We start from the raw sequence: 21,936 nt of genomic DNA, 5'->3' as shown, positions 1-21,936 counted from the left end.
GAACTCCGATGATCTGCTCTTCTGAAAACCTCGTTCTCTTCATCTCGTCCGTCCTTCTGTCAGGGCCGGACTCTAATCCAACTTGGAGGAAAATCAGGGGGTCACGTCACTATCGCCGTTGCGCCGGTGCTTGTGAGCGACCGCTTCGTCGGTTCTATCTTCCGATAGCTGACCGTCGACAGACGGCCCCCCGTCAGTCATTAGAGCCTCAGAAATTATGCGGGCTAAACTGCGGGCCCCGACACCGCACGGAGCCAGCTTTCTGATTGCGCTGCAAAAAGTTGGGCGGTCATCGACGTAGCTTTTTCAGGACTCGGAATTGTCTCAGCGGCTTCGAATGGCAAGGTAGTTCAATGTCTTCTTTGCGCCCTTATTCTGTTGAAGAAGTCGCTGCTGTTGCGGGCAGAGGATTGCGGCTGCCAGCAGGTTAGCGGACTTGCCGCTTCTCTCAGCTGAGTGCGAGGCCCGGGATCGGCTTCATCTTGGCGAGTTTGCGGAGGTTTTGGGCTGCGGCTGCGAGGTGGAACTCGTCTTTGGCTCCGTTCGGACCGCGCAGGCGCAAGCGGTCCAGCTTGAGGATGCGTTTGAGATGGGCGAACAGCATTTCGACCTTCTTCCGCTGCCGGGATGAGACGAGGTATGCATCGGTCGTGGCGATATCGCGGGCCATATCGCGCGCGCCTTCGTGAATCGAGCGGGTCACCTTGCGCGCGGCCATGTTCGGCGTGCAGAGCTGCCGGAAGGTGCAGGCTTGGCAGTCCTGCTGCCGCGCGCGGTAGCGGATTGATCCATCCTTATCGACACCGCTGCGCGGGGTGCTAAAGTTGCGGTTAGACCGTCGCAGGCGATTGCCGCCCGGGCAGATATAGTTGTCGTCCTCGTGGTCGTAGATGAAGTCCGATCGGGCGAACGTGCCATCGTTGCGCGCGGATTTTTCGAACACCGGGATATGCGGCTCGATACCTCGGTCTTCGACCAGCCAGGCCAGGTTCGGCGCGGAGCCGTAGGCGGTATCGGCAACCAGCTTCTCGGGCCAAAGGCCGAACCGCTCCTGCGTGCGTTCGATCATCCGACGCTGGGCGAGCACCTCGGCCTGGCGGATCGCGGTCGTTGCTTCGACATCGACGATGACCGCGTGGTCGAGATCGATGAGGTAATTGGTCGAGTAGGCGTAGAAGGCCCGCTCGCGCGTAGCTGCGGTCCACCGCGCTGCCGGGTCGGTCAGGTTGATCCGCTTGGGCGTTACTGGCGTTGATCCGCCAAAGGCTGCATCGTCGAGTACCTCCAGATACTCGGCAACCGCCCGCCCCGCGGCCTTGGGCGGCAGCCCTTCCTCGCCCGGCACCGAACGCTGGCGGTGGACATCGGCGCGGATCAGGCTGGCATCGACCGCAAAGCCCTCGGCACCCACCAGTCCCTCGGCCATGCAGCGCTCGACGGTCATCTCGAACAGCTGGCGCAAGAGATCGCTGTCGCGAAACCGCCCGTGTCGGTTCTTCGAGAAGGTCGAGTGGTCGGGCACCGCCCCATCGAGATCGAGACGACAGAACCAGCGATAGGCGAGGTTGAGGTGCACCTCCTCGCACAGCCGCCGTTCCGACCGGATGCCCATGCAATAGCCGATTATCAGCATCCGGATCATCAGCTCGGGATCGATTGATGGTCGACCGGTCGAACTATAAAACGGCTTCAGGTGCTCGCGTATGCCATCGAGATCAACGAACCGGTCGATCGAACGCAGCAGGTGATCGCCCGGAACATGATCCTCGATGCGGAAGCTGTAGAACAGCGCCTCCTGCATCACCGTCCGCTCGCCCATCATCAGCATATCTCCTGCTCGTGAGGATCACTGAATCAGCAGGTTAGCCGATCTGCAAGCGGAGTTTTTCAACAGAATACGCCCTCATGTCGGACGTTCAGGCTCTAACAAACGATCCCTGAAAGCCAACAGGTAGCTTGCTCTAGTTATGCGCGCCGCTGATGTTCGATGATGGTTGGCATTGCGTTGATCCTGGCACAACCGGCGCTATTTATCCATGATGAGACAAACGTTGACGAAGCCAATGTCATATGCGCGTCCGTGGATAGTGGTTCTGATCATCATGAACGTCTTTCTTCTCGCCGCCTCAGCAGCCCTCTTGATCAACCAATCCGCCCCGGTGGCCGAACCACGCGTCGTCACTGCGCGGGGCGATCTTGGCGCGGACGAACGCGCCACTATCGACCTGTTTCGCAATGCGCGCGATTCAGTCGTGTTCATTTCCACCCGGCAGCGGGTGGCCGATTTCTGGACACGCAATATCTATAGCGTGCCGCGCGGATCGGGCTCGGGTCTCGTATGGGACGAGGCAGGCCATATTGTGACCAATTTCCATGTCATCGAGGGCGCCTCCGAAGCGCAAATCCAGCTTGCCGACGGTCGCCAGTTTTCCGCCACGCTGGTCGGTGTTAGCCCACAACACGATCTTGCTGTCCTGAAAATAGGCGGTGCGGGCTTCACTGCGCCCGCGCGGGTGCCAATCGGGACAAGCAGCGACCTGCAGGTCGGACAGAATGTTTTCGCAATCGGAAACCCGTTCGGACTGGACTGGACCCTGACCAAGGGCATCGTTTCGGCGCTGGATCGTTCGCTGCCGAATGAGAATGGTCCCGACATTCGGCACCTCATCCAGACCGATGCCGCCATAAATCCCGGTAATTCGGGTGGTCCGCTGTTGGATTCCGCGGGCCGACTGATCGGGATCAATACAGCGATCTATAGTCCTTCCGGGGCATCGGCCGGGATCGGCTTTGCCGTGCCGGTCGATACGGTCATGCGCGTTGTACCGCAGCTCATTTCCGAGGGGCGCTATACGCGGCCCAGCCTTGGCGTTGAAAGCGATGACGATATAAACGACCGGCTCAAGCGCGCCTCGGGGATCGAGGGCGTTTTTGTCCTGCGGGTCGATCCCGGGTCATCTGCAGAGCGCGCCGGTCTGGTTGCTGCCCAGCGCACAAGGCGCGGGGTCGCTCCAGGGGACATCGTTACCGCTCTGAACGGCAAACCCGTTTCCAGAGTCGGCGATCTGCTCGCCCGGCTTGACGATTTTCGGGTCGGACAAAGCGTCGAACTTACGCTGATGCGCGGCGGCGAAGAGCGAACAGCCAGGCTCGAACTCGAACCGGGAAGCTGATGCAAGAAGAAGGGCCGGTCCACTGGTAGGACCGACCCTCACGGCTGCCATTAACCGGCGTTGATCGGGATCGTCTTGCGTCCCTTTGCCGCTTCTGCGGTGCGCGGAACCGTAACGGTCAGAACACCATTGCGGAAGGCCGCCTCAACCTTGTCCTCGTCGATCTGCGAAGGCAGGCCGATGCGACGCTCGAAGCGGCCATAGCTGCGTTCGGAATAGCCGCGTTCCTCGTCGCTGGTTTCGGACTTCTTTTCGCCCCTGATCACCAGTTGGTGATCGTCCAGGCTGATTTCGATGTCCTTTTCTTCCATGCCCGGCAACTCGGCCGTGACCCGGATTTCCTTGTCGGTTTCCGACAATTCGAGCCGCGGCCAGCCAAGGCTGCGTCCGATGGACGGCAGCGACGGCATGGAAAACCCGCGAAACATGTCGTCGAACAAGCGATTGATATCCCGATGAAGCGACATCACCGGATGATCGACCCGCTCCTCCTGCCGGGGAGCAATGTCCTGGCCCTGGCTTTTCCAGGGAATGAGATCGCGAATAGCCATCTCGACTTACCTCCTTATATCCGACTGGTTTGGGCAAAAATCCCCATCAAGCGGGGCAGGTGCGATTGCACCCACCCCACCGAGGATTCGCCCCATGATTGAGGCTTAGGCCGCCTTGTCTTCAGTCAGCTGCGGCGTGTCGTCATTGCCATGCTCGCGGCTTCCGATGGCGATCTTGCGCGGCTTGAGCGATTCCGGGACGATCCGCTGGAGCGAAATCGTCAACATGCCGTGCTCATAGTCCGCATCGCGCACTTCGACATAGTCGGCCAGCTGGAACCGGCGCTCGAACGCACGGGCAGCGATACCGCGATGAACGAATTCGACACCGTCTTCGTCCTTCTCGGTCTTCTGACCGGAGATGACGAGCTGGTTCTGCTGTGCAGTGATGTCGATTTCGTCCGGACGGAAGCCGGCCACCGCCAGAGTGATCCGGTAGCTGTCCTCGCTGGTTCGGACGATGTCGAAGGGTGGGTAGCTGTCCTGCGTCTCAGCACGGAAGCTGTTTTCGAGCGCATCAAAGAGCCGATCAAAGCCGACCGTCGAGCGGCGATAGGGGGTCAAATCAAATGCAGTTCTCATTTCCAAATCCTCCTTGTTGAGCAATCTGGGCACGAGAAGCGTCAGCGAACGAAAGAGCTGACGCCCTAATGTCCAACCGGACCCATTATGGCATCCGGTATTAGCGAAATTAGGAAATGCGCAATTGATTTCAAGACCGGATAAATTTTTTTATCTTCGTGTTTTCAGTATCTTGCAAGAGAAAACCAGGCACACCGATACAGGTGCGCCTGGCCTTCTTCCAAGAGAGAATATGTTTGGTTCTAGTCCGTTTACGCGGTCAGCCGATCGCTGCTCGCGTGATCGGAAGCCCAGCTTTGCATCTGGTCCTTGAGCGCCAGTTTGAGCTTCTTCAGGCGGGCAATCAGAACTTCGTCAGGCTTGGGTCGTTTGCTTTCCAGCCGGATTTCGTTCTCGAGCCGAGCATGTTCGCGTGAAAGATAGTCCAGATACCTGTCGGTCATTATCTCCTCCTCTCTCATTCGACCGATTTTCTGACAACGCCATTTTCGGAGACTGCCCCTCTCAAGAGGGCGTGTGGAGACGCTAGGCAACACTGCCGCCAGCCGTGCGTGGAGGTTGGGAGAGCGCAGCTTGATGCCGCGCTCTCCTCACCCTGTTAGAAGTCCATCGCCGGCATCGGTGCGGGCGTGTCTTCCTTGGGCAGTTCGGCCACCAGCGCCTCGGTGGTGATCAGCAGCGAGGCAACCGAAGCAGCGTCCTGCAGCGCAGTGCGCACCACCTTTGCCGGATCGATGACACCCGACTTCACCAGATCTTCATATTCGCCGGTCGCGGCGTTGAAGCCGTGGTTATAGTCGTCGCCTTCGAGCAGCTTGCCGACGATATAGGCACCGTCCTCACCCGCGTTCTCGGCAATCTGGCGAGCCGGGGCGCGCAGCGCACGGCGCACAATGTCGATACCCGACTGCTGGTCGTCGTTGGCAACCTTAAGGCCTTCGAGCGACTTGAGCGCGCGGAGCAAGGCGATACCGCCACCCGGCAGGATGCCTTCCTCAACGGCCGCACGGGTTGCGTGCAGCGCGTCGTCGACACGATCCTTGCGCTCCTTGACCTCGACTTCGGTGGCACCGCCCACGCGGATGACGGCAACGCCGCCAGCCAGCTTGGCCACGCGTTCCTGCAGCTTCTCACGATCGTAGTCGCTGGTCGTAGTCTCGATCTGGGCGCGGATCTGACTTACCCGGGCGTCGATGTCGGCCTTGTTACCGGCACCATCGACGATGGTGGTGTTGTCCTTGTCGATGATGACCTTCTTGGCCCGGCCGAGCATGCCGACCGTGACATTTTCCAGCTTGGTGCCGAGTTCCTCGCTGACCACATTGCCGGCGGTGAGGATAGCAATATCCTCCAGCATGGCCTTGCGGCGGTCGCCGAAGCCGGGTGCCTTGACCGTCGCGACCTTGAGGCCGCCGCGCAGCTTGTTGACCACCAGGGTTGCCAGGGCTTCGCCTTCGACATCCTCCGCGATGATCAGCAAAGGCTTGCCCGATTGCACGACCTGTTCGAGCAGCGGGATCAGCGCCTGCAGGTTCGACAGCTTCTTCTCATGGATGAGGATGTAGGGATCCTCGAGTTCCACGTTCAGCTTTTCAGCGTTGGTCACGAAGTAGGGCGAGAGATAGCCGCGATCGAATTGCATGCCCTCGACCGTTTCAAGCTCGGTTTCGAGGCTCTTGGCTTCCTCGACCGTGATCACGCCTTCGTTGCCGACTTTGTCCATTGCTTCGGCAAGGATGCGACCGACGGTCTCGTCGCCATTGGCGGAAATGGTCGCGACCTGTGCGATTTCGCTGTTGGCGGACACCTTCTTGGCATGGCTTTCGAGGTCGTTGACCACGGTGCCGACGGCGAGGTCGATACCGCGCTTCAGGTCCATCGGGTTCATGCCGGCAGCAACCGCCTTGGTACCTTCGCGCACGATGGCCTGGGCAAGAACGGTGGCGGTGGTGGTGCCGTCACCCGCCTTGTCGTTCTGCTTGCTGGCGACTTCGCGTAGCATCTGGGCGCCCATGTTTTCGAACTTGTCCTTGAGTTCGATTTCCTTGGCGACAGTGACGCCATCCTTGGTGATACGAGGGGCACCGAAGCTCTTCTCGATCACCACGTTGCGGCCCTTGGGGCCGAGAGTTACCTTGACCGCATTTGCAAGCGTATCCACGCCGCGGAGCATGCGATCACGCGCATCCGACGCAAATTTTACTTCCTTCGCAGCCATCTGGCCTGCTCCTTCCTATGCTTCTTTCGGTTGAACAGAAGATTGAACGTTTTGTGCTTACGCCGCCTTCTTGAGTTCGGCGTTGATTTCGATGATGCCGAGGATGTCGCTCTCCTTCATAATGAGCAGGTCCTCGCCGTCGATCCGCACTTCGGTGCCGGACCACTTGCCGAACAGGATGCGGTCGCCCGCCTTGACGGCGAGTTCCACCAGCTTCCCGGCATCGTCACGCGCGCCCGGGCCAACGGCGACGACTTCGCCTTCCATCGGCTTTTCCTTGGCGGTGTCAGGGATGATAATGCCGCCGGCCGTCTTTTCTTCGGCCTCGATACGGCGAACCAGCACGCGATCGTGCAAAGGTCGGAAATGCATGCATAACCTCCATTACAAAGCGAAATGACTTACAGCGCCTCCCCCGGATGATCGGCAGGAGGCATTTCGCGATCTAGTCTTGCTGGACACGGCTTCAAGAGGTCCAAATCACTCGCCGATTGCGACTGCCAATGGGCGCTTTCCGGAAGCCTTATCAGGGTCTTGACGGTCTGAAATCGACTCACAAAATACGTCGAGCGGAGCAATCCGCAGTGAGTCACCAGCGGCAAGGCAGAAAGGAGGATTTTCCTATGTCGCAACCATTCGCACGATATTTGCATCCATTCGATCTAGCGCATCATCCCTCGCTTGAGCCCGAAGTGAAGCGAGCCATCCTGGCTTCCTGGGCGTCCGATCGGCATACCGTCGAAAACCAGCCGGCGATGCGCCAGCCCCCCGAACTCAAAAGTCCGGTTTCCGTTGATGATGTTTTCGCGGCGCTGCGCTCGCTCGACGGCCCGGGCAGCCAGCCCACGCTGCAATGACCGATCGCGCTTTCCTGGTTCAGCTGGACGGATACGGGCTGACCACGGCAGAAATCTGCTATTTCATGCCCGATCATCCCTCGCTCCTGCAGATCTACGCCTGGCAGGAATATGATGCAGCACCGGATTTTCCGGTGCTGTTCGACTTCCTCGCGCATTGGCGGCGCGAGATCGAAGCGGAGATCAGGTCACTCCGTATCGCACACGAAAAGATGATCCGGCCAGCGAGCTGGCGTTCTGCCGACGGGGTGATTTCCTGGGAGTAGTCCTGCCGGGCGATTGCGCCTGCAGGCTCGGATTCATGCTTATGGAAATGGAATGCTACCTAGAAATCTGGTAACCTTCGCCCACTTGATTGACAGCTTTCCCATTTTCTCGCACTGAAATCTGCCAGTCGGTGTCCGATCAAATTATTCATTGAGGCGGCAAGCTCGGAATTTATGCGGGCCCAGCTGCGGGCCCCGGCACCGGATGGGAACAGCTTTCTGATTACGCTGCAATAAATTGAGCGATCAGCGACGTAGCTTTTTCGGGACTCGAAACTGAGTTTCTCCTCTTGAAAATTGGGCGAGATCAATGTCTGCTTTGCGCCCCTATTCTGTTGAAGAAGTCGCTGCTGTTGCGGGCAGAGGATTGCGGCTGCCAGCAGGTTAGCGGACTTGCCGCTTCTCTCAGCTGAGTGCGAGGCCCGGGATCGGCTTCATCTTGGCGAGTTTGCGGAGGTTTTGGGCTGCGGCTGCGAGGTGGAACTCGTCTTTGGCTCCGTTCGGACCGCGCAGGCGCAAGCGGTCCAGCTTGAGGATGCGTTTGAGATGGGCGAACAGCATTTCGACCTTCTTCCGCTGCCGGGATGAGACGAGGTATGCATCGGTCGTGGCGATATCGCGGGCCATATCGCGCGCGCCTTCGTGAATCGAGCGGGTCACCTTGCGCGCGGCCATGTTCGGCGTGCAGAGCTGCCGGAAGGTGCAGGCTTGGCAGTCCTGCTGCCGCGCGCGGTAGCGGATTGATCCATCCTTATCGACACCGCTGCGCGGGGTGCTAAAGTTGCGGTTAGACCGTCGCAGGCGATTGCCGCCCGGGCAGATATAGTTGTCGTCCTCGTGGTCGTAGATGAAGTCCGATCGGGCGAACGTGCCATCGTTGCGCGCGGATTTTTCGAACACCGGGATATGCGGCTCGATACCTCGGTCTTCGACCAGCCAGGCCAGGTTCGGCGCGGAGCCGTAGGCGGTATCGGCAACCAGCTTCTCGGGCCAAAGGCCGAACCGCTCCTGCGTGCGTTCGATCATCCGACGCTGGGCGAGCACCTCGGCCTGGCGGATCGCGGTCGTTGCTTCGACATCGACGATGACCGCGTGGTCGAGATCGATGAGGTAATTGGTCGAGTAGGCGTAGAAGGCCCGCTCGCGCGTAGCTGCGGTCCACCGCGCTGCCGGGTCGGTCAGGTTGATCCGCTTGGGCGTTACTGGCGTTGATCCGCCAAAGGCTGCATCGTCGAGTACCTCCAGATACTCGGCAACCGCCCGCCCCGCGGCCTTGGGCGGCAGCCCTTCCTCGCCCGGCACCGAACGCTGGCGGTGGACATCGGCGCGGATCAGGCTGGCATCGACCGCAAAGCCCTCGGCACCCACCAGTCCCTCGGCCATGCAGCGCTCGACGGTCATCTCGAACAGCTGGCGCAAGAGATCGCTGTCGCGAAACCGCCCGTGTCGGTTCTTCGAGAAGGTCGAGTGGTCGGGCACCGCCCCATCGAGATCGAGACGACAGAACCAGCGATAGGCGAGGTTGAGGTGCACCTCCTCGCACAGCCGCCGTTCCGACCGGATGCCCATGCAATAGCCGATTATCAGCATCCGGATCATCAGCTCGGGATCGATTGATGGTCGACCGGTCGAACTATAAAACGGCTTCAGGTGCTCGCGTATGCCATCGAGATCAACGAACCGGTCGATCGAACGCAGCAGGTGATCGCCCGGAACATGATCCTCGATGCGGAAGCTGTAGAACAGCGCCTCCTGCATCACCGTCCGCTCGCCCATCATCAGCATATCTCCTGCTCGTGAGGATCACTGAATCAGCAGGTTAGCCGATCTGCAAGCGGAGTTTTTCAACAGAATACGCCCCAATCTCGGTCATTCGAAGAGTCGTCAACGCGACCTGAAAGCGGCCGTTCATCCAAATAGAGCGGACGGCAGCTTTTGTGCCGTGCTGCTCGCAGAGGTGCGCATACCGAGCATCTGGATCATCTTCAGGTCTTCATCCTCCGTTTCGAACTGTCAAAGCCCATCGGCGATGGCCGCGGCTTGCTCGCACACGTTGGCATGCAGGCAAAGCAGATCATGGCTGGTCCGCGGCGATCCGAAGCCTAGATGTCCCGTCCAGTGTGCGGCTTCATCAGCGCGGCGTGGGTATGGGGCCGCTCCTGCATTGCCGATCCGAAAATCACCGCCTGAAGGCACCTAGCCACGATGACCTCAAGATCGCGCGTCGCGTCTTCCTCATAGCGCTCGTAGTATCGATGATAGTCGCTGGACTCGTAGACGTTCGGAGCACCCCCGTGGATAACGCTCGCCCGCAGGCCGAGCAGCCGCTTCAGCCGCTCATAATCGTAGACCGGACCCATGACTGGCCCGACAGCATCGATGACGCTCAACGTAGCCCTGCCGGCGTCGCCGTAAATCGCATCGAGCGCCCCGAACAGGGTTGGGAACCGGCGCGTCGGATCGGGCACCCAAGCGCGGTAGAAATACTCCAGCGCTCGCATCTGGCGCTTGTCGACCTTTATCGGCGAGACGATCTTTTGCGCCAGCACAGCCAGCCACGCGTGATCCGCGCTTCCTATGACAATGTCTTCAGACAAGGCGGGCGATGAGGGTCGCTACTCGTCATGCTCAGCGAGCCGTTGAAGGTTGAGAGGCCGCCGAACAACTTTCGGCCGGTGAAGAGATAGCGTTCCAGCCGGTGAGGTAAGAGCGCGACCGCGCCTAAGATGGCCGCCCGGTTCCGCTTCGCCACCTCTAGCGTACCAGCCCGCACGCCGAGCCATGACGCCGGAGAATTGCGAACACCATCCCAGCGCCGAAAGGGCGGGAAGCTTTCCACCTGAAGATCGGCGGCGACATAGCCCGGTGGCAATCGACCCAGTGTCAACCCTTTGGGTTTAACAAGGAAGAAGTCCGGGCAATCGAACTCCTGATCGACGCGTACGACCACCAATGGGAAAGCGAAGAGATGGCGAGGCTCGATAAACAGATCAGACGCCAATATCGCTTCGGCCAGACGCTCCTTCGTGGCCTCTGCAACAAACGCCGAGAAGGGTGCATCGTTTGCTTGGCCGGGCCCTAGAAGACACCCGTCCCATGCCTCGTTGCCGATGATCCAGAAGTTGTCGCTGATGAAGTCGGTGAGCACCTTTTCGACGTCAGCGACGGCCAAAGACCTCAAGTGCGGCGCGGCGTTCCGACGCATGAAGAGTGCAGCCTGAAGCAGTCCGCGAATGTCGTAGTGCACCTGAAAGCCGGCACCGCCGCCCCTGAAGAGGGACCCTCCCGGCTGACTATACATCAAGCTGTGCTGCCGCCGATCGGGGTGGCGTTGGCAGAACATGGCCGCCAGCATTAGGTCGATCGCGCGGCGGGGATTGGAGCTTGTAATCGCTCCGGCAATACCGGATCGAGCGCGGAATGAGACCCCATCCCTACCTCGACCCGCCCACAGCAGCGATGATCCGCCTGACTGAGCAACGGCTACGGCTGATGTTCAACGAGCCCTCCGAGTATCATGCTCTCAGCGCGAAGGGGCTCAGCTTTCACCACCGGCCGAACTCATCCGAGACACTGAAGCTTTCTGAGTCCGGCTACTTCTCGCTTGAGCTATTCGAAGCGCTCATCTGCGGTGGAGAGTCTTACAAGACGGGGCCGCTGAATTTCATCTGGCAACGGCTAGTCGCCGCTCGCATCGTGCTGCCGGCCTTTGGCCACATGCCGGGGGCGTTCGTCGACCACGCGGTCGATACTTCCACCTTGCTGGAGCACTTGCGGGGCGACACGTTGCAAAACCTCTTTGCACCGCCCGCCGCCCTCGCCGATCGCTACAGTGACGCGCTTCTGGCGATCGAGGTGCTAAAAGATGGTGAGCCGTATCGCGGGAACGGTTTTATCGCGCACGCTCCCTCGCCGATGAGCCTTCGCGTTGCTTCTTCGTCGTTGGCCATCGCTTGAATATGCCTTTCGCGCGGCGGGGTTTCTCGCATCTTCTGTCGGAGAAAGATGCGCACCCTCGATGGCGACTGTCAGGAGAATGCGCCGCCGACGTTCCGACAGGAGCACCTGTGTGAGGCCATCAGGCAAACAATGTCAAAGTTGGAGGCAGATGCTGTGCCATAATATTCAATAATTCGCGGCTAGCTCTGTGAGAAACGTTTTCGCCAAGACTAGCGTTCGGGCTGCGCTAGGCGTCGGTGCATTTGCGCGACCAGTTCGTCTGGGAGAATGTCGGCGAACAGGTCCTGCAGCTTGTTGATAATGCCGCTAACCCCTTGCGTCTCGCCTTTGAGAAGCGCGAGATAGCCAGCGTGCGCGACCTTTGCCGGATCGGACTTGTGGTCCATCTGCCCGGCCTACGTGTCTTCCATCCCGGCGCGCTCGAAGAACTGCGAATCGGTCACGCCGGGCATCAGGCAGGAAACCACGACGTCGGTGTGCTTGATCTCGTTCGCCAAGCCTACGCAGAAATCGTTCACGAAGGCCTTGGTCGAATTGTAGACCACCTGATACGCGCCGGGGAATGTGGCCCGCAATCGACCCGGTCACCAGGATGCGCCCCTGTTCGCGCAGGACCATGCGCGCGCCGACCTTGTGCACCAGCGACACCGTGCCCTTGATGTTCGTGTCGATCACATGCGCGACGTCCTTCCATTGCTGAAGAAAGAATGCGTCGCCGAAGCCGTGGCCTGCGTTGGCGACCAACACGTCGACATCGCGCTCGCCAATCTTGTTCATCAGGTTTTCGATCCCCTTTTCGGTGCCGAGGTCGGCCTCGATCCTCTTGACCGAAGCGGCGCCGCAATCGCGCAGCGTCGCTCCGGCAGGCTCCAGATCGCGGTCGGCCACGATCAATAGGTCGCATCCATCTTCGGCAGCGAGCTTGGCGAGTTCGAACCCGATCCCGCTGGACCCGCCGGTAACCACGCAGAAACCGCTAAGCTTGTCGATCGGGTTCTTGCTCATGCAGCCTTCTCCATTTCCAAGCCGGGCTTGAGAACGACCTTGGTCCAGCTGTCCTGCTCTTCCCGGAAGTTTTTGTAACCGCGCGCGGCGTCTTCGAGCGGCAAGCGGTGCGAGATCAGGAAGGTGGTGTCGATGGTACCATCCTCGATCTTATCGAGCAGCGGCTTGGTGTAACGCTGAACGTGCGTCTGGCCTGCGCGCACCTGCAGCCCTTTTTCCATCAAAGCGCCCAGTGGGAACTTGTCGGTCATCCCGCCATACACGCCGGGTATCGAGACGCGCCCGCCGGTGCGAACCGCGAGGATCGCCTGCTTGAGCGCTGCTGCGCGGTCTGCGCCCATGCCGACGGTCTGTTTGACCATGTCGAGCATGTTGTCGACCGCGAAGCCGTGCGATTCCATGCCGACCGCATCGATCACCGCGTCGACACCGATCCCGCCCGACATTTCCATCAGTGCCTCGCGCACTTCGGTGGTCTTGAAGTTGATCACCTCCGCGCCGAGCTTCTTGGCCAGTTCGAGCCGGTGCGGATAGTGATCGATCGCGATCACCTTGCTCGCGCCCATGATGATGGCGGACTGGATCGCGAACAGCCCCACCGGGCCGCAGCCCCACACAGCTACCGTATCATCGGGCTGGATGTCCGCATTTTCCGCCCCCATCCAGCCGGTCGGAAGGATATCGGAAAGGAACAGCACCTTCTCATCCTCGAGATGGTCGGGGATCACGATCGGCCCAACATCGGAAAACGGCACGCGGACATATTCGGCCTGGCCGCCCGAATAGCCGCCCGTCAGGTGCGAATAGCCGAACAGCGCAGCCATCGGATGGCCGTATAGCGTTGCCGACATGTCCTGCTTTTCGGCAGGGTTGGAATTCTCACACGCGGAATATTGCTTGATCTGGCAATGGAAGCAGCCGCCGCAGCTGATTGTGAAGGGCACCACTACGCGCTGGCCCTTCTTCAGAGTGCTGTCTTTCCCCGTCTCCACGACCTCGCCCATGAATTCATGTCCGAGCACATCGCCGGGTAGCACGCCGGGGATGACGCCGTCATACAGGTGCAGGTCCGAGCCGCAGATCGCCGTCGAGGTAATCTTGAGGATTGCGTCGCGCGGATTAATGATTTCGGGATCGGGAACTGTGTCCACGCGGACGTCGTGCGTTCCGTGCCATGTGAGTGCACGCATTATCCGTTCTCCTGCTGTTTTGCTTTACGCGTTTCGCTCTTGCGATGGGCGGACGTGGCGATCTCGCCCGTTTCCATCAGCATCTTGAAACGCTTGAGGTCGTGCCGGGCCTGAACTTCGGGTTCGCGCAGAAAGGCCTTGGCAATCCCGCGCCCGATTGCACCGCCAGGTGCATCGTATTCGATCCGCAGCGAAACGCGGGTGCCGCGATCGCCGGGCGCCTCGGTAAAGGTCACCTCGCCGGTGGTTTCGATATCGGAGCCTTCGACCGACGCCCAAGCAATCCGATTGTTCTCGACATCGTCGGTGACCTCGGTTGTCAGATCAACCGTCGTCCCGGCGGGCGCCTTAATCGTCCAGTTCGCACGGCCCTTCGTGCCGCCTTCTTCGGTGATCCGCTCGACGTTCTCCATGAACTCGGGCAGGTTTCCGAAATCCCGCCAGTAGGCGTAGAGCTCCGCGGCGGGCTTGCGGATGGTGACGGTGCGCCCCACCAGCGCATGCTCGCCATGGTTTTTCCGGCGGGCGTTCTTCGGCGCATCATCGCTGCCGCCGTCGTGTCGTCGGGAGAGGAAGGCACCGAAGGCCAGAGCGCCAAGCGCCACGCCCGCGGCGGCGACGCTTCCCGCCATGCTGATTTCTCGATTGTTTTTCATTTCGGTCTCCTTCCCACTCAGTCCTGCTTGACGCTCTCGCGGTCCCAGAAGCGCAGTTCGCCGCATTTCTTGATGAAGGCGCTGGCCGCATCCTTCCCCGAGGAGACATCGACGAAGCCGTCGTCCATCCAGTTCCACACGCCGGCCGTCTCGAAGAGCGGCTTGACCTCAGGAACATAGGCGACGAACTTCGCATGGGCGAAGGCATCGTTGACAAAGTCGATGCTCGGCTTGTCGGTGTTATAGCGCTTTGCCGAAGCCTCGCTCATCACCACGGCCACCGCATCGTAGGTGACCGAAGGACCGCCATCGATCTTCTCGTCGGCTTCCATCATCTTGCCGTCGGACAGCTTGGCACCGGCCACGTGCGGCGCAACGATTTCGACCATGCCGCCTGCGCCGGTCGCGGCATCCTTCAGCGCCTTGACAACACCGGCATCGGCGCCTTCGGCGATGTAGATGCCCAGCTTGCGGCCCTTGAACTTGCCGGGGCCGTTCTTGAGGATCGAGAGCGCGGGGCTTTCCGGCAGGTCGGTAATCGGCTTGCGTGCGAAAGGCACCTTCTCGGGCAGTTCGGTCAGGCCGATACCGTCGGCGACGTCCTGCGCCAGTCCTTTGTCGATATGCCGCAGATGGCCGACCATGCGCTTGCGGATATCCATTCGCTGGACCTTCGACAGCTCGAAGGTAAGCGCGTTTGCCATATGCGTCTGCTCGACCGGGGTCTGCGAGATGTAGAACTGCCTCGCCTGGCTGTAGTGGTCGGCAAAGGTCGGGCTGCGCTCGCGCACCTTGGCGCCACTGATCTCGGCCGGATAGGACTGGAAACCGCGTTCGGCCGACGCGCGCGGACCGGGATCCACGTCTGCGCCATCGCCGCTGCCCCAGCTGTTGGGTTCGTAATTCACGCGGCCCTTGGGATTATGCATCGCCATGTGCCCGTCCTGCTGGAAATGCCGCACGGGGCATTTGGGCGCATTGATCGGCAAATGGGTGAAGTTGGGCCCGCCGAGCCGCTTGAGCTGCGTATCGAGATAGCTGAAATTGCGGCCCTGCAGCAACGGATCGTCCGAATGGTCGATGCCTGGCACGAGGTTCTGCGTGCAGAAGGCGACCTGCTCGGTCTCGGCGAAGAAATTGTCGACATTGGCATCGAGCGTCAGGGTGCCAATGATCTCCACCGGCACCTGTTCCTCGGGGATGATCTTGGTCGCGTCGAGCACGTCGAATTCGAACTTTTCGGCGAATTCCTCGTCGAACACCTGGATGCCCAGATCCCACTGCGGGAAATCGCCCGCATCGATCGCATCCCACATGTCGCGGCGATGGAAGTCGGGGTCCATCCCGTTGACCTTGAGCGCCTCGTTCCAGATGACCGATTGCAGGCCCAGCTTCGGCTTCCAGTGGAACTTGACGAAGTGGCTCTCGCCCTTTTCGTTGACCAGTCGGAAGGTGTGCACGCCGAAGCCTTCCATGAAGCGGAAAGACCGCGGGATCGTGCGGTCGGACATGATCCACATGACCATGTTCATCGCCTCGGGGCTGAGGCTGATGAAGTCCCAGAAATTGTCATGCGCGGTCTGCGCCTGCGGGAAGCCGCGATCGGGCGCGGGCTTGGCAGCGTGGACCAGGTCGGGGAACTTTATCGCATCCTGGATGAAGAACACGGGAATGTTGTTGCCGACGAGGTCCCAGTTGCCCTCCTGCGTGTAGAACTTGGTTGCGAACCCCCTCACGTCGCGCGCCAGGTCGGGCGAACCCTTGTTGCCCGCCACGGTGGAGAAGCGCGTGAAGGTGGGCACTTTGACACCCTCTTCATTGAAGATCCGCGCCCGTGAATATTGCGGGATCGCTTTCTTAAGCTCGAAGTGGCCATGCACGCCATACCCGCGGGCATGAACCACCCGCTCGGGAATGCGTTCGTGGTCGAAATGGAAGATTTTCTCGCGCGCAATCTGGTCTTCGAGAAGCTGCGGCCCGCGCGGCCCGGCGGTCAGCCAGTTCTGATCGTCCGCAATCGGATGACCCTGCGCGGTGGTCATCACGTCATCGTCACCCTTGGGCTTCTGATGGTTGGCTCCGCCGTCCGACAGGTTGAGTTCTTTGGCCATTGAGTGCTCCAATTTTGGGGGTTCTATCCCCACCTTAACGGCGCCCTTCGCCAAGGGTTGCACTCCCGCCAAAAAATAACTGCGTGCACGTCAAAAAATTCGGCCGATAACAAATATCAACTTTAGAGATGCATTAAATTTGGTTGCGTTTTGACGGGCCTTTCTTGGCGGACCGACTAACATTTGATAATCTCAGAAGATTGTCTTCCCCGGTTTGGGAACGAATACGTGCGTCATTCTTATCATTCACGCTTGCGAAATCTGTCGCGAGCGCGAGCCACGATTGAAGGAACAGCCTATGTCCGCTCCCGAAAACCTCTCTGAATGTTACACCGAAGAACTGGCCGACCTGTGGTCTGCCAATGACCAGATGGAAAAGGTCGTGCACGAATTGGCGAGCAAGGCTAGTGATGCCACACTGAAGAAGAGGCTAGAGAAGGGTGCCGAGGGTATTGCCAAGCACACCAAGACGATCAAGGAGCTGCTCGATGATTGCGGGGTCGACGAGAAGGAGCACTGCAAGGGTATGGACGGCCTTGTGAAAGAAGCCCGCAAGCACGCTCTCGATGCCGACATCTCCGACGATAACGTGCGCGACGTCGTGATTGTCGCCCAGTATCAGCGGATGTGCCATTACGGCATCTGCGGCTTTGGCACCACAAAGGCCTTCGCCGAAGCGCTGGGCAAGAGCGACCATGTCGCCAAACTCGATGCAATCACCGAAGACATCTACGACACCGATGAGAACCTGAGCGATCTCGCCGAACGCAGCTTAAACTTGGCGGCGAAATGACTGCACTGGGCGGGGTCGGGCACGATGAGGTCCGGCCCCTACTCTCCGTGCCAGACCTTTCACGCGAAGGACTGGGTCTGGGGCCGGCATCGACGGACGAAGCCCAACTTGCTGCCCTTCTTGCGAGCCCGCCGTTTATCGGCAAAGCGGAGTTAACGGGGTTCTCGGGCTCACTGAAGTGCGGTTGCGACTTCGCGATCGCCATTCCGGTACGCAACGAGGAAAGCCGCCTTCCGGCCACGCTCGAGGCACTTTCCGCTGCCATGCACTGCACACCTGCCGCTGGATGCGCGGTGTTCGTGCTGAACGATACAAGCGATGCTTCGCCCGAGCTGATCGAGCGATGGGCTTTGCGAGAGGGCTGGTCGTTCCTTGCGGTTGAGGTGTCCTTCGATCGCACGATCTGCAACGCACCGCATTCCCGCAGGCTCGCGCTCGACATGGCGGCGCGGGCGGAGCCCCAGGGTGCTCTCTTCACCACCGATGCCGACACGATGGTGGGCAAGGGCTGGATCGATAAGGGGCTCCGCCTCCTGTCGGAAGGTTATGATCTCATATGCGAGGATGTCTTGCTTGATGATGCCGAGCTGTCCGCGCTGCCGGCGCAAGTCCGCGAAGTTGGCGATGCCGAGCGCGCCTATCTCGACCTGTGCGACCGCCTCTGGCGGTACTGGACCCGGGGACAGGCGTCTACCTTGGCCTTCCGACCTTCCGGCGCGAGCCTTGTCATTAAGGCATCGAGCTATCTCAGGCTCGGCGGCTTGCCGACCCCTCCCGTCGGGGAAGATCGCGCTCTGTGCGATGCGATGATCGGGGCGGGGTTCGCGGTCAAGGCGATGGAGAATTTCGGCACCCGCACGTCCGCCCGCCTTACCGCACGGGCATTGGGGGGATGCGGCGATACCTTGGCGGAAAGGGCGCTTTCCGCCGATCCGGAATGCGATTCACGCCTGAAGCCGGTTCGGCTCCTGCACGAGGAAGCGACTTTGTCGATGGAGATAATCGGCGGGGCTAGCCCGAGGTTTCATACGCCCCCTAAGCCCTCTGCCCCAATGACGTTCAGCGCCGTGCAACGCGAATTGCAGATCGCGCGCAAGCTTGCGGCTAGTTACGGTTTGGGCGATGCTTGACGCAGCTTCGACAGGAGAGCTCCAGACGGCGGTTCGCCAACTGGCTCCAGCCTCGGATTGCACCGGGGGTTCGCTTGCCGAAGAGGTTTCGCTGTTGGCCGAACGCGGCTGGCTTCGCGCCTGCTTGCCCAAACGGTGGGGCGGCGAAGGCTGGGGCTGCGAACCAGCCGGAACGCGCGATGCCTTCGATGCATTGCGCGCACTAGGCCGGGCCAATCTGTCGCTCGCAAGGTTGTTCGAAGGCCACATGAACGCCGTCAAGCTGATCGCGCTGTATGGCAGCGAGGGCACCGCGAGCAATGCGGCGAAAGCAATCGAAGAAGGCGCGCTTCTTGGCGTGTGGGGTGCCGATGATCCCGCCGAACCGCTCGACTTCGATCGTCGCGGGGACGAGGTGGCGTTAACTGGAGCCAAGCGCTTCGCCTCCGGCCTTGGGCTCGTCGGGCAGGCAATGGTCACTGTCGCGACGGCGGAAAGCCAGCAGTTGCTGCTCGTCCCGGCAAACGAGCCTGAGCGGTGCGATTATTCGGCTTGGTCGATGGGTGGGATGCGTGCCACCCAATCTGGTCGATACCAGTTCTCAGGGGTCAGCGTCCGCGACGATGCGCTGATTGGCACCCCGGGGGACTACCTGCGCGAACCTCATTTCGAGGGCGGTATTTGGCGCTACTGCGCGGCCCATCTCGGCGGCGCCGAAGCGCTGTATCATGGGATGCTGGGGCAACTGACCGACCGCAAGCGTGCCGATGATCCGAACCAGCAGGGCCGTATCGTTGCCAGCGCGATCGCGATAGAATCGGCTCGGCTCTGGCTGCTGCGTGCTGCCGATGAGGTCGAAGCGGACGGAGCTGCGGGCCACAAGGCTGCGTTATCCTTACTCGCACGTGAGGTGACCGAGGATACGTGCCGACTGGTGATTGAGAATGCCGAGCGCGCGCTCGGCATGGCGGCGCATGTCGAAGGCTCGTTCGTTTACCGCATGATGAGGGACCTGCGTCTGTTCCTGTGCCAGGCCGTACCCGACGCGAAACGCGCCAGAGCGGCCGAAACATTGGCAGCGATGGCCGCACGTGCCGAACAGCTATGAGCGTTCCCACTCTGCCCGAAGGCTCGGTTCTGCGCGCCGCCCGGTCAGTCGGGCGCGTGTCTCTCGAAGCGCTGGCTCCGCCGGGCCGCTTGCTGATCATCGCCCCGCATCCGGACGACGAGACACTGGGCTGCGGCATGGCACTGGCGGCAGCGGTCGCCGAGGGACGTGAGGTCGCCATCCTGTTGCTGACCGACGGCGAAGGCTCGCACCCCGCCTCACGCAAATTCAGCACTGCGCGGCGTGTTGCGGTGCGAGCGGCCGAGTTCGATAATGCGTTGACGGCGCTCGCTCCCGACAAATCGCTTCCCGTGGTCCGAGCGCATCTACCCGATGGCAAGACGACGGACGAAAGCGCCTCCCAGCTCGTCGATCGCCTTCTGGACCACCGCTGCGTTGCGAATGCGGCCTCGATCTGGTCGACATGGCTTGGGGATCCGCATTGCGATCACCGGACTGCTGCCATCGTGGCGCGGATGCTCTCCGACCTAACGGGCGCTGCGCTCTGGAGCTTCGCGGTGTGGGGGCGCTTCGGCGAGCGTCCCGTGCCGGACCGCTTGGGCCTGTTCTTCGATAGCCGGTTTCACCGTGCGAAGTGCGACGCGATGGACGCCTATGCCTCCCAAATGACCGACCTGATCGACGACGATCCGGCAGGCTTTACTATGCCGCCCGCATTGTTCGAGCACTTCGCGAGCCATCCCGAGGTCTTCATCCATGAAAGATGATCCGTCGGACCGGCGGGAGACGTTCGATGCTCTCTTCGTGGCCGACCCCGACCCATGGGGCTTCGAGAGCAAGGCGTACGAGGCGGCCAAACGGCGTGCGACGCTGGCGATGCTTTTTCCTTATCAGTTCGAGCGTGCGCTGGAGGTCGGATGCGCCAATGGGGTGCTGACGGCGGAACTGGCGAGCGTGTGCGACGCGGTTTTGGGCATCGACGTCTCGTCTGCCGCTCTGCGGCTGGCAGAATCGCGCCTCGCCGATCTCAACCACGTATCGCTCGTCCGAGCCGAAGTTCCCCGGGAATGGCCGGAAGGAACCTTCGACCTGATCATATTCTCCGAGATCCTCTACTTTCTCTCGCGCAAAGAGATTGCGCGGGTCGCGAACCTTGCTTGGCAAAGTCTTTCCCAAGATGGCGTATGCCTGCTGGTCAACTGGACCGGACCCAACGACCTGCCGGTGGATGGAAAGAGTGCGCGCCTTATCTTCGCAGAGGCATCGCCATGGCTCAGCGCGGCGAGTGAAGTTCAGCCACAATATCGCATCGACCGCCTGCAGAAGCCTTTCGCTCGGGAAGAGGCTACTCCGGAGCGTCCGAAGGCTTAGTGCGAGCTACTGCCGATGGCCGCGACGGGATCGTTTGCTGAGGGCAGCTTTGGTCGGTCGCCCAAGGATAGGCCGACAGTCTCCTTCCGACCGGCCTACCGCCATAGCTCAGGTAAATATCATAGGTGAATTCGGAGAACGAAAGCCCCTTGGGATCGATCACCGGAGCACCACGCGGTTACCAGATGCGCCGCGGTCTGTTACGTGCGGGCTAAAACCCACCGCAACCTCCACACACCGAAACTCGAGGAAATTGAAGCATGTTCGGACTGAGCGACTATCCCGATGCAATAATTCGCGGAGTGGCGCTTGGCCTTATTACGCTTGTCTGGGTCATTCTTGTCGTGCGCGTGATCGGTCTGCGCACATTCTCGAAGATGACGGCCTTCGATTTCGTCATTACGCTCGCGACCGGTTCGCTGCTCGCCTCGGCAGCAACCGTCACCGAATGGACGGCGTTGGTTCAAGCATTGAGCGCAATCCTCGCCTTGCTGATAGCGCAATTGATGTTGGCGCGGCTACGCCGCGGATCGCGGACCTTCCAGCTTATGATCGAGAACGATCCAGTTCTGCTGATGCACGACGGTAAGATACTGGAAGGCGCGCTTGCCAAAACGCGCGTGAGCGAAAGCGACGTCCTTTATGAAATTCGCCTGCAAGGTATTCACGACCTATCCAATGTTCGCTCGATGGTCTTGGAAAGTACCGGGGATATCTCGATCATATCGGGCGAGGCCGGACCGACCGAAGAAGTCTTGAAAGAGGTCGACTGTTGCTACGGTCCAGAGAAACACCATACCACTCGCCAAAAGTGACCTCGCGTTTCGGTAGTCTCGTTCGACGGTTGCCGCGTTATCGATCTGCCGATCCCGCATTGGCTGAACGGACGAGTCGTTAGGTGAAGTGCAGCTTCGGGATGTGGCGAACCCAAAACCGGACTGTCTGCAACCGGCCCAAGAGCCGTCGAGCCGCTTCACCAAAATAACTGCAGTTCAGCTTGGCGCCCGAATTACAGCCTAAGAAGA

At 60.5% G+C, this 21,936-nt stretch carries 23 protein-coding genes and 1 pseudogene; 10 read left to right on the top strand and 14 right to left on the bottom strand.

From position 1 onward, the window contains the following. Positions 1 to 448: 448 nt before the first annotated feature. Positions 449 to 1,822, bottom strand: coding sequence for a transposase (locus Q0897_RS15325; protein WP_239806810.1), 1,374 nt, complete (start codon positions 1,820 to 1,822; stop codon positions 449 to 451). 280 nt (positions 1,823 to 2,102) lie between these two features. On the opposite strand from Q0897_RS15325, the gene Q0897_RS15320 reads away from it, so the two are divergent. After that, complete coding sequence (locus Q0897_RS15320; protein WP_299310247.1) at positions 2,103 to 3,173, top strand: trypsin-like peptidase domain-containing protein; 1,071 nt, start codon at positions 2,103 to 2,105, stop codon at positions 3,171 to 3,173. A 50-nt stretch (positions 3,174 to 3,223) separates the two neighbouring features. Here Q0897_RS15320 and Q0897_RS15315 read toward each other — a convergent pair whose 3' ends face one another. The 5 genes from Q0897_RS15315 to groES form a co-directional block, all read right to left on the bottom strand. Then, a complete protein-coding gene (locus Q0897_RS15315; RefSeq protein WP_299310246.1) occupies positions 3,224 to 3,724 on the bottom strand; it encodes an Hsp20/alpha crystallin family protein in 501 nt (166 codons plus the stop codon). A 105-nt stretch (positions 3,725 to 3,829) separates the two neighbouring features. After that, positions 3,830 to 4,306: an Hsp20 family protein gene (locus tag Q0897_RS15310; RefSeq protein WP_299310248.1), complete on the bottom strand. Its 477-nt coding sequence runs from the start codon at positions 4,304 to 4,306 to the stop codon at positions 3,830 to 3,832. A 251-nt stretch (positions 4,307 to 4,557) separates the two neighbouring features. Next, a complete protein-coding gene (locus Q0897_RS15305; RefSeq protein ID WP_299310245.1) occupies positions 4,558 to 4,749 on the bottom strand; it encodes a DUF465 domain-containing protein in 192 nt (63 codons plus the stop codon). 155 nt (positions 4,750 to 4,904) lie between these two features. Beyond that, positions 4,905 to 6,524, bottom strand: coding sequence for a chaperonin GroEL (gene groL, locus Q0897_RS15300; protein WP_299310244.1), 1,620 nt, complete (start codon positions 6,522 to 6,524; stop codon positions 4,905 to 4,907). 57 nt (positions 6,525 to 6,581) lie between these two features. Further along, on the bottom strand, positions 6,582 to 6,896 hold the full coding sequence (gene groES, locus Q0897_RS15295; protein WP_299310243.1) for a co-chaperone GroES: 315 nt from the start codon (positions 6,894 to 6,896) through the stop codon (positions 6,582 to 6,584). Between the two features lie 251 nt (positions 6,897 to 7,147). Between groES and Q0897_RS15290 the strand changes: the two genes are divergently transcribed. Beyond that, positions 7,148 to 7,381, top strand: a complete 234-nt coding sequence (locus Q0897_RS15290) for a hypothetical protein (protein WP_299310242.1) — start codon at positions 7,148 to 7,150, stop codon at positions 7,379 to 7,381. Next, positions 7,378 to 7,647: an usg protein gene (locus tag Q0897_RS15285; RefSeq protein WP_299310241.1), complete on the top strand. Its 270-nt coding sequence runs from the start codon at positions 7,378 to 7,380 to the stop codon at positions 7,645 to 7,647. The genes Q0897_RS15290 and Q0897_RS15285 overlap by 4 nt, the downstream gene beginning before the upstream one ends. A 405-nt stretch (positions 7,648 to 8,052) precedes the next feature. Here Q0897_RS15285 and Q0897_RS15280 read toward each other — a convergent pair whose 3' ends face one another. The 3 genes from Q0897_RS15280 to Q0897_RS15270 form a co-directional block, all read right to left on the bottom strand. Continuing rightward, a complete protein-coding gene (locus tag Q0897_RS15280; protein ID WP_239806810.1) occupies positions 8,053 to 9,426 on the bottom strand; it encodes a transposase in 1,374 nt (457 codons plus the stop codon). Between the two features lie 323 nt (positions 9,427 to 9,749). Beyond that, on the bottom strand, positions 9,750 to 10,244 hold the full coding sequence (locus Q0897_RS15275) for a hypothetical protein (protein WP_299310240.1): 495 nt from the start codon (positions 10,242 to 10,244) through the stop codon (positions 9,750 to 9,752). Further along, positions 10,223 to 11,002 (bottom strand): hypothetical protein, encoded by a 780-nt coding sequence (locus Q0897_RS15270; RefSeq protein ID WP_299310239.1) that lies wholly within the window; start codon positions 11,000 to 11,002, stop codon positions 10,223 to 10,225. The genes Q0897_RS15275 and Q0897_RS15270 overlap by 22 nt, the downstream gene beginning before the upstream one ends. Before the next feature lie 104 nt (positions 11,003 to 11,106). On the opposite strand from Q0897_RS15270, the gene Q0897_RS15265 reads away from it, so the two are divergent. Next, on the top strand, positions 11,107 to 11,604 hold the full coding sequence (locus Q0897_RS15265; protein ID WP_299310238.1) for a hypothetical protein: 498 nt from the start codon (positions 11,107 to 11,109) through the stop codon (positions 11,602 to 11,604). A 398-nt stretch (positions 11,605 to 12,002) separates the two neighbouring features. Here Q0897_RS15265 and Q0897_RS16150 read toward each other — a convergent pair whose 3' ends face one another. From Q0897_RS16150 to Q0897_RS15245, 5 genes and pseudogenes are all read right to left on the bottom strand, one after another. Next, a complete protein-coding gene (locus Q0897_RS16150) occupies positions 12,003 to 12,125 on the bottom strand; it encodes a hypothetical protein (RefSeq protein ID WP_366519946.1) in 123 nt (40 codons plus the stop codon). A 106-nt stretch (positions 12,126 to 12,231) separates the two neighbouring features. Next, positions 12,232 to 12,612, bottom strand: a pseudogene (locus tag Q0897_RS16145) (SDR family oxidoreductase); the annotation flags it as partial. After that, positions 12,609 to 13,802 carry a zinc-dependent alcohol dehydrogenase gene (locus tag Q0897_RS15255; RefSeq protein ID WP_299310237.1) on the bottom strand — a complete coding sequence of 398 codons (1,194 nt, stop codon included), beginning with the start codon at positions 13,800 to 13,802 and terminating at the stop codon, positions 12,609 to 12,611. The pseudogene Q0897_RS16145 and the gene Q0897_RS15255, both read right to left, overlap by 4 nt. Further along, complete coding sequence (locus Q0897_RS15250) at positions 13,802 to 14,458, bottom strand: SRPBCC family protein (protein ID WP_299310236.1); 657 nt, start codon at positions 14,456 to 14,458, stop codon at positions 13,802 to 13,804. The genes Q0897_RS15255 and Q0897_RS15250 overlap by 1 nt, the downstream gene beginning before the upstream one ends. A 17-nt stretch (positions 14,459 to 14,475) precedes the next feature. After that, entirely contained in the window at positions 14,476 to 16,569 is a 2,094-nt protein-coding gene (locus Q0897_RS15245) for a catalase (RefSeq protein ID WP_299310235.1), read from the bottom strand. Between the two features lie 298 nt (positions 16,570 to 16,867). On the opposite strand from Q0897_RS15245, the gene Q0897_RS15240 reads away from it, so the two are divergent. The 6 genes from Q0897_RS15240 to Q0897_RS15215 all read left to right on the top strand — a co-directional run bounded on the left by Q0897_RS15240 (position 16,868) and on the right by Q0897_RS15215 (position 21,726). Continuing rightward, complete coding sequence (locus tag Q0897_RS15240; protein ID WP_299310234.1) at positions 16,868 to 17,362, top strand: ferritin-like domain-containing protein; 495 nt, start codon at positions 16,868 to 16,870, stop codon at positions 17,360 to 17,362. Then, positions 17,359 to 18,492, top strand: coding sequence for a glycosyltransferase (locus tag Q0897_RS15235; RefSeq protein WP_299310233.1), 1,134 nt, complete (start codon positions 17,359 to 17,361; stop codon positions 18,490 to 18,492). Before Q0897_RS15240 ends, Q0897_RS15235 begins: the two co-directional genes overlap by 4 nt. After that, on the top strand, positions 18,485 to 19,579 hold the full coding sequence (locus Q0897_RS15230) for an acyl-CoA dehydrogenase family protein (protein ID WP_299310232.1): 1,095 nt from the start codon (positions 18,485 to 18,487) through the stop codon (positions 19,577 to 19,579). The genes Q0897_RS15235 and Q0897_RS15230 overlap by 8 nt, the downstream gene beginning before the upstream one ends. Continuing rightward, positions 19,576 to 20,307 (top strand): PIG-L family deacetylase, encoded by a 732-nt coding sequence (locus Q0897_RS15225; RefSeq protein WP_299310231.1) that lies wholly within the window; start codon positions 19,576 to 19,578, stop codon positions 20,305 to 20,307. The genes Q0897_RS15230 and Q0897_RS15225 overlap by 4 nt, the downstream gene beginning before the upstream one ends. Beyond that, positions 20,297 to 20,911, top strand: a complete 615-nt coding sequence (locus Q0897_RS15220; RefSeq protein WP_299310230.1) for a class I SAM-dependent methyltransferase — start codon at positions 20,297 to 20,299, stop codon at positions 20,909 to 20,911. Before Q0897_RS15225 ends, Q0897_RS15220 begins: the two co-directional genes overlap by 11 nt. Before the next feature lie 260 nt (positions 20,912 to 21,171). Beyond that, positions 21,172 to 21,726, top strand: a complete 555-nt coding sequence (locus Q0897_RS15215) for a YetF domain-containing protein (RefSeq protein ID WP_299310229.1) — start codon at positions 21,172 to 21,174, stop codon at positions 21,724 to 21,726. Positions 21,727 to 21,936: the final 210 nt, after the last annotated feature.

The sequence above is a fragment of the uncultured Croceicoccus sp. genome (genome assembly GCF_947496385.1).
Taxonomy (GTDB): domain Bacteria; phylum Pseudomonadota; class Alphaproteobacteria; order Sphingomonadales; family Sphingomonadaceae; genus Croceicoccus.
The sequence above is the reverse complement of the archived record's forward strand: the minus strand, read 5'-3'. Positions and strand labels throughout refer to the sequence as shown.

Excerpts from the sequence above, each read along its gene's own strand:
- Q0897_RS15310 (WP_299310248.1), bottom strand. The coding sequence starts at position 4,306 with ATGAGAACTGCATTTGATTTGACCCCCTATCGCCGCTCGACGGTCGGC.
- Q0897_RS15240 (WP_299310234.1), top strand. The coding sequence starts at position 16,868 with ATGTCCGCTCCCGAAAACCTCTCTGAATGTTACACCGAAGAACTGGCC.
- Q0897_RS15320 (WP_299310247.1), top strand. The coding sequence starts at position 2,103 with ATGAACGTCTTTCTTCTCGCCGCCTCAGCAGCCCTCTTGATCAACCAA.
- Q0897_RS15255 (WP_299310237.1), bottom strand. The coding sequence starts at position 13,802 with ATGCGTGCACTCACATGGCACGGAACGCACGACGTCCGCGTGGACACA.
- Q0897_RS15285 (WP_299310241.1), top strand. The coding sequence starts at position 7,378 with ATGACCGATCGCGCTTTCCTGGTTCAGCTGGACGGATACGGGCTGACC.
- Q0897_RS15325 (WP_239806810.1), bottom strand. The coding sequence starts at position 1,822 with ATGATGGGCGAGCGGACGGTGATGCAGGAGGCGCTGTTCTACAGCTTC.
- Q0897_RS15265 (WP_299310238.1), top strand. The coding sequence starts at position 11,107 with ATGATCCGCCTGACTGAGCAACGGCTACGGCTGATGTTCAACGAGCCC.
- Q0897_RS15290 (WP_299310242.1), top strand. The coding sequence starts at position 7,148 with ATGTCGCAACCATTCGCACGATATTTGCATCCATTCGATCTAGCGCAT.
- Q0897_RS15270 (WP_299310239.1), bottom strand. The coding sequence starts at position 11,002 with ATGCTGGCGGCCATGTTCTGCCAACGCCACCCCGATCGGCGGCAGCAC.
- Q0897_RS15230 (WP_299310232.1), top strand. The coding sequence starts at position 18,485 with ATGCTTGACGCAGCTTCGACAGGAGAGCTCCAGACGGCGGTTCGCCAA.
- Q0897_RS15235 (WP_299310233.1), top strand. The coding sequence starts at position 17,359 with ATGACTGCACTGGGCGGGGTCGGGCACGATGAGGTCCGGCCCCTACTC.
- Q0897_RS15220 (WP_299310230.1), top strand. The coding sequence starts at position 20,297 with ATGAAAGATGATCCGTCGGACCGGCGGGAGACGTTCGATGCTCTCTTC.
- Q0897_RS15225 (WP_299310231.1), top strand. The coding sequence starts at position 19,576 with ATGAGCGTTCCCACTCTGCCCGAAGGCTCGGTTCTGCGCGCCGCCCGG.
- Q0897_RS15305 (WP_299310245.1), bottom strand. The coding sequence starts at position 4,749 with ATGACCGACAGGTATCTGGACTATCTTTCACGCGAACATGCTCGGCTC.
- Q0897_RS15250 (WP_299310236.1), bottom strand. The coding sequence starts at position 14,458 with ATGAAAAACAATCGAGAAATCAGCATGGCGGGAAGCGTCGCCGCCGCG.
- Q0897_RS15215 (WP_299310229.1), top strand. The coding sequence starts at position 21,172 with ATGTTCGGACTGAGCGACTATCCCGATGCAATAATTCGCGGAGTGGCG.
- Q0897_RS15245 (WP_299310235.1), bottom strand. The coding sequence starts at position 16,569 with ATGGCCAAAGAACTCAACCTGTCGGACGGCGGAGCCAACCATCAGAAG.
- Q0897_RS15315 (WP_299310246.1), bottom strand. The coding sequence starts at position 3,724 with ATGGCTATTCGCGATCTCATTCCCTGGAAAAGCCAGGGCCAGGACATT.
- groL (WP_299310244.1), bottom strand. The coding sequence starts at position 6,524 with ATGGCTGCGAAGGAAGTAAAATTTGCGTCGGATGCGCGTGATCGCATG.
- Q0897_RS15280 (WP_239806810.1), bottom strand. The coding sequence starts at position 9,426 with ATGATGGGCGAGCGGACGGTGATGCAGGAGGCGCTGTTCTACAGCTTC.
- groES (WP_299310243.1), bottom strand. The coding sequence starts at position 6,896 with ATGCATTTCCGACCTTTGCACGATCGCGTGCTGGTTCGCCGTATCGAG.